The 5073-nt window shown below is 47.8% G+C and carries 4 protein-coding genes and 1 pseudogene; 4 read left to right on the forward strand and 1 reads right to left on the reverse strand.

The features are described from left to right. The 4 genes from tyrA to ACRCZA_RS08520 form a co-directional block, all read left to right on the forward strand. A partial coding sequence (tyrA, locus tag ACRCZA_RS08505; RefSeq protein ID WP_438674024.1) for a bifunctional chorismate mutase/prephenate dehydrogenase occupies positions 1–592 on the forward strand: 592 nt, incomplete at its 5' end. A 209-nt stretch (positions 593–801) separates the two neighbouring features. Then, entirely contained in the window at positions 802–2466 is a 1665-nt protein-coding gene (gene hcp / locus ACRCZA_RS08510; protein ID WP_438674025.1) for a hydroxylamine reductase, read from the forward strand. A gap of 66 nt (positions 2467–2532) precedes the next feature. Further along, on the forward strand, positions 2533–3651 hold the full coding sequence (locus tag ACRCZA_RS08515) for an FAD-binding oxidoreductase (RefSeq protein WP_438674026.1): 1119 nt from the start codon (positions 2533–2535) through the stop codon (positions 3649–3651). Positions 3652–3850: 199 nt separating this feature from the next. Further along, a complete protein-coding gene (locus ACRCZA_RS08520; protein WP_438674027.1) occupies positions 3851–4186 on the forward strand; it encodes a hypothetical protein in 336 nt (111 codons plus the stop codon). 257 nt (positions 4187–4443) lie between these two features. Here the strand turns inward: ACRCZA_RS08520 and ACRCZA_RS08525 are convergent. Then, a pseudogene (locus tag ACRCZA_RS08525) lies at positions 4444–5073 on the reverse strand (chorismate mutase); the annotation flags it as partial.

The following is a 5073-nucleotide window of genomic DNA, read 5'->3' on the forward strand; positions in this document are numbered from 1 at the left end:
GACGGAGCCTTTGAAGGCGATGTTAGCTGCTCACCCCGGGCCGGTGGTGGGCTTTCATCCGATGTTTGGGCCCGATGTCGGGAGTTTAGCTAAGCAGGTGGTGGTGGTGTGTCATGGGCGTGAAGCCGATAAATACCAATGGTTACTCGAACAAATCGCCATTTGGGGCGCTCGAATTGTCGAAGCTGAGGCTGAGCGTCATGATAATGCGATGCAACTGGTGCAGGCGATGCGTCACTTCTCGACCTTTGTCTATGGATTAAATCTCTGTAAAGAAGAAGCGGATATTGAAACCCTGCTGCAATTTAGCTCGCCAATCTATCGTTTAGAGCTTGCCATGGTGGGCCGCTTATTTGCCCAAAGCCCAGAGCTGTACGCCGATATTATTTTTGCTCAGCAGGACAGCCAGCACGCGATTAGCGATTATCTGGAGAACTATCGCGAAGCCTTAGAATTGCTAAAACGCGGCGATAGAGAGGAGTTTATCAATCAGTTCCAAACGGTGGCTAAGTGGTTTGGCGATTTTGCGCCGCAGTTTCAGCGCGAAAGCCGTACTATGCTGCAATCAGTAAGTGATCTGAAAGCGAACTGAGCATGAATGAGTTGCAAAAATGCCCATCAACGATGGGCATTTTTTATGGTTTTTCATCAATGAAATTCATTTTATTCGTGATTGCTTAAAGTGATCTTTCTCTAAAATTTCGCATGCCATGATAGAAAAAACTGTCGCTTATTTGCGGTTTCGGTAGACTCACTTTAAACATGTATAAATAATGCATGAAACAAATTAGGAGTCTAATCATGTTCTGTATTCAGTGTGAGCAAACTATTCGCACCCCCGCTGGTAATGGTTGTAGTTATGCCCAAGGTATGTGTGGCAAATTAGCCGCAACCTCCGATCTGCAAGACTTATTAATCTACATACTGCAGGGTGTTTCAGTGTATGCGGTAAAAGCGCGCGAGCTAGGTATTGTGGATCCAGAGGTGGATACCTTTGTTCCTAAAGCCTTTTTCTCGACTTTAACCAACGTCAACTTTGATGATGAACGCATTATCGCCTATGCCCAGCAGGCCGTAACGTACCGTGAAAGTTTAAAAACAGCCTATGAAGCCGCCTGTGAACAGTCAGGGAAAGCGCCAGAGCAAGTTTCGCCAGTCGCGCAGTTAGTGTTAGGCACCAGCAAACCTGAGATGCTCGCTCAAGCGCCTATCGCATTATTAAATAAAGATAAAAATGACATCCATGAAGATATTCTGGGGCTCCGCTTACTCTGTTTATACGGCCTTAAAGGTGCTGCGGCCTATATGGAACACGCCCGGGTATTAGGTAAAACCGATGTGGACATTGCTGCAGATTTCCATGAGATCATGGCTTTCCTCGGTGAGCCGAGTGTCGATGCGGATAAATTATTTTCGACCGCCATGGAGATTGGTCAATTAAATTATCGCATTATGGCCTTGCTCGATGCGGGCGAAACCGAAGCCTTTGGTCATCCAGAGCCAACAGTGGTCAACACTAAACCGGTTAAAGGCAAAGCCATTTTAGTCTCTGGCCACGATATGAAGGACTTAGAGCTTATCCTTGAACAAACCGCGGGCAAAGGCATTAATGTTTACACCCATGGTGAAATGCTGCCAGCACTAGCGTATCCCGCCTTTAAAAAATATCCCCATTTAGTGGGCAACTACGGTAGCGCTTGGCAGAACCAGCAAAAAGAATTCGCTAACTTCCCTGGCGCCGTGGTGATGACCTCAAACTGTATTATCGACCCTAATGTCGGCCAATACAGCGACCGTATCTTTACCCGCAGCATCGTGGGTTGGCCTGGGGTTACCCATGTGACAGGTGATGATTTTGCGGTGGTGATTGAGAAAGCGCTTGCGCTCGATGGCTTCCAGTACGATGAAATTCCTCACAATATTACAATCGGTTTTGCCCGTAATGCCTTAATGGCCGCGGCGCCGACTGTGGTTGAAAACGTCAAAAACGGTTCAATTAAACATTTCTTCTTAGTCGGTGGTTGTGATGGCGATAAGTCAGAGCGGAGCTATTTCACTGATTTAGCGAAGTCTGCACCGAAGGATTCCATCATCCTGACCTTAGGTTGCGGCAAGTACAAATTCAATAAACTGGAATTTGGCGATATCAATGGGATCCCGCGCTTACTCGATATCGGCCAATGTAATGATGCTTATTCGGCTATCCAGTTGGCTATTGCGCTATCGCAAATTTTTGAATGTGATATCAATGAATTACCGCTGAATTTGGTGTTGTCATGGTTTGAGCAAAAAGCCATTGTCGTGCTGCTAACACTGTTGTCGCTTGGGGTGAAAAACATTCGTACCGGCCCTACGCCACCGGCGTTTTTAACGGCAAATCTGGCCAAGATTTTGGAAGAAAAATTTGGCCTACGTAATACCACGACAGTGGAAGCCGATCTTAAGACCATGCTGAACGTGGCCTAGGCCGATTTCCAGCATATAACCACTGCGGCTTGGCGATAAAGCCGCAGTGCTATGGATATAAAGACGATGAATATGACGACACAGCCTGATATCACTTTATCCTCCACGCCTGCGCATCACGACAGTTTTAGTCAGTTAGTGTGTGTGGAGCGTTGGAACGAGACCGCTGATGTGGTGAGTTTTCGCTTTCAAGCCCGTGAACCGATGACATTTGATTATAAGCCGGGGCAATTTATGACCTTTGTGCTGGAGATTAACGGTACACAGGCTTGCCGCAGTTACACCTTGTCTTCCACGCCGTCACGGCCTTACTCCTTAATGGTGACCATTAAGCGGGTCGACGGTGGGCTTGTATCGAATTATCTGATTGATCACCTGCAACCTGGGCAAATGGTGCGTGTGTTGCCACCGACAGGCCAGTTTAATTTGTTTGATATTCCTGCCGAAAAATACCTCTTTTTGAGCGCGGGTTGCGGTATTACGCCCATGTATTCGATGTCGCGCTATTTAACCGATACCCAAATGAATGCCGATATTGCTTTTGTGCACAGCGCGCGAACTCAAGCCGATATCATTTTTAAAAACACCTTAGAAACCATGGCTAAGCGCCATAGCAGTGTTAAGTTGCGCTATGTGGTGGAGGAGGTGACCACTGATACGGTTTGGCACACGCAGGAGGCATTGCACGATATTGGCCGTTTAAGCGCCGATAACTTACGAAGCTTAGTCCCTGATTTTGCTGAGCGGACCGTGTTTTTGTGTGGGCCTGAGCCTTATATGCAAGCGGTAAAATCGATTCTGGCTGAGCTTAATGTTGATATGAATCAGGTATATCACGAGAGTTTTGCAACTGCGGTGCAAGAGGCGCAGCGCCACGTTTTACAGCAAACAATGGTGCAGCAGACAATGATGCAGCAGGCTCCGGCGGGATTTATGCTCTCCATTGGAGATCGGCAGCGCGAGCTTAGCGCCGATCTCACCTTGCTTGCGGGAATTGAAGCCGAAGGGCTGCCTATCTTAGCGGCTTGCCGCTCTGGCGTTTGTGGTGCCTGCAAATGCCAAGTGATTGAAGGTACTAGCGAATCAACTAGCACCATGACACTCACCCCAGCAGAAATTGCCGCTGGAGTTGTGCTTGCCTGTTCAACTAAATTGACATCAGATGCTCGGATTCAGCTTTGCTAGCGCTGGGCGACCAAGTTAACGAAGGTGAGAGAGCGTGGTGGTTTAGGTCATTGGTTGAGGCTAAATTGCAAATGACAAAGGGAGCCGATTACAGAATTATTTTATGGGCTCAGTTGCGATTATTTCTGTGAGAACGTAAGGTTAAAGGCAAAGGGTTCCCTATCTCGCCCACCATAATTTGTCTCTCTGGAGTCTTGCAATGACCACTTCAACCACCTACGGCACAAAAATTGAAGATCGCAGTCTAGGGCACATACTGTATGGTTTAATGTCAGGTTTTCCTTTGCTGTTGTTACCTATGTTGCTGAGCTTGTTTATTAATTTGTCTCAGCGTCCCGCTGCTCATCATCGGTTGCTGCAATCCCATCTGCGTTGGCAGCGCCATTCCAATCTTATTTTCATCGGATTATTGTTACTCGGATATGTTGTGCCTTTGATTTGGCTGGCGGCATCAATTTATCTTTTGGGGAGCTTGTGGTTTTGTCATCGCGTGATTAAAGGGTGGTTAAGCTTGCTCGATGGCGTCGAAATGTAACGCAGCATAGCCGCTTTACTTTATCAGCTCAGGGGTGTTGAGATGTCGTGGGGGGAGTCGCTGTTTTTTGGGGCCTCCTAAAGCAGGCATCGGCGCAAGGTCGGTTGTGCGTGTTTTGCTCGCGGAATGCTAAAAGCGCAGCTGTGATGACGTTGATGACTGGGATGACGTTGCTGTGATGAGATTGATGTTAGCCACCGGAGAGGATGATGGGGTATCGGTAATCCTCTCCGGTGGCTGAATGGTTTGGGAACGGATTAACGATATAGCTCCCGTACGACTTCTGCCATGAGCTCGAGTGAGGCGGGGGCGTCAAGGTCATCGTTCATGACGAGCCCATCAGCCTTCAGTTGTTTAATTCCTTGTGTTTGTGCCATTAATGCATCGTCGGCAATGGCATAGCAAGGATTGATCACTATCGGGAGATGACTGGTGGCTTTGATTTGGATCAGGCTTGATAAATCTAAGGTGGGCAAATTGGCGTGATTAAAGGTGCGCACCCCCGAATCACATAGGATTAACTGTTGATTGCCTTGGCTTAAAATCATCTCGGTGGCCGCTAAAAACTCCTCATAGCTTGCCATATCATTGCGTTCGAGGAAGAGCGGAATGGGCAGGGTGCCTACCTGCAGCAGTAATGATTGGTTAAACATCTGCGTACCACTGACAAACAACATATCAGCCTGCTGGCTCGCCAGAGTCAAATCAGCGCTTTGCTCGATGGCGATGATGCATTGTAAATCGTATTGCTGCAGAGTTTGGCGCAGTTTGGGCAGGGTGAATTCTGCTGACGTTAATTGGTGCACACCCTCTAAAATGAGCGCTTGGAAGCCCGCCTCTTTAAGTTGTTTTACCCTATGGTCAAATTGCCCTAAGTTGAGCGGAGT

This window comes from Shewanella sp. (assembly GCF_051658185.1).
Taxonomy (GTDB): Bacteria; Pseudomonadota; Gammaproteobacteria; order Enterobacterales; family Shewanellaceae; genus Shewanella.

What these genes read in the sequence shown, in the direction of transcription:
- hcp (WP_438674025.1), top strand. Translation starts at nt 802, where the DNA reads ATGTTCTGTATTCAGTGTGAGCAAACTATTCGCACCCCCGCTGGTAAT.
- ACRCZA_RS08515 (WP_438674026.1), top strand. Translation starts at nt 2,533, where the DNA reads ATGAATATGACGACACAGCCTGATATCACTTTATCCTCCACGCCTGCG.
- ACRCZA_RS08520 (WP_438674027.1), top strand. Translation starts at nt 3,851, where the DNA reads ATGACCACTTCAACCACCTACGGCACAAAAATTGAAGATCGCAGTCTA.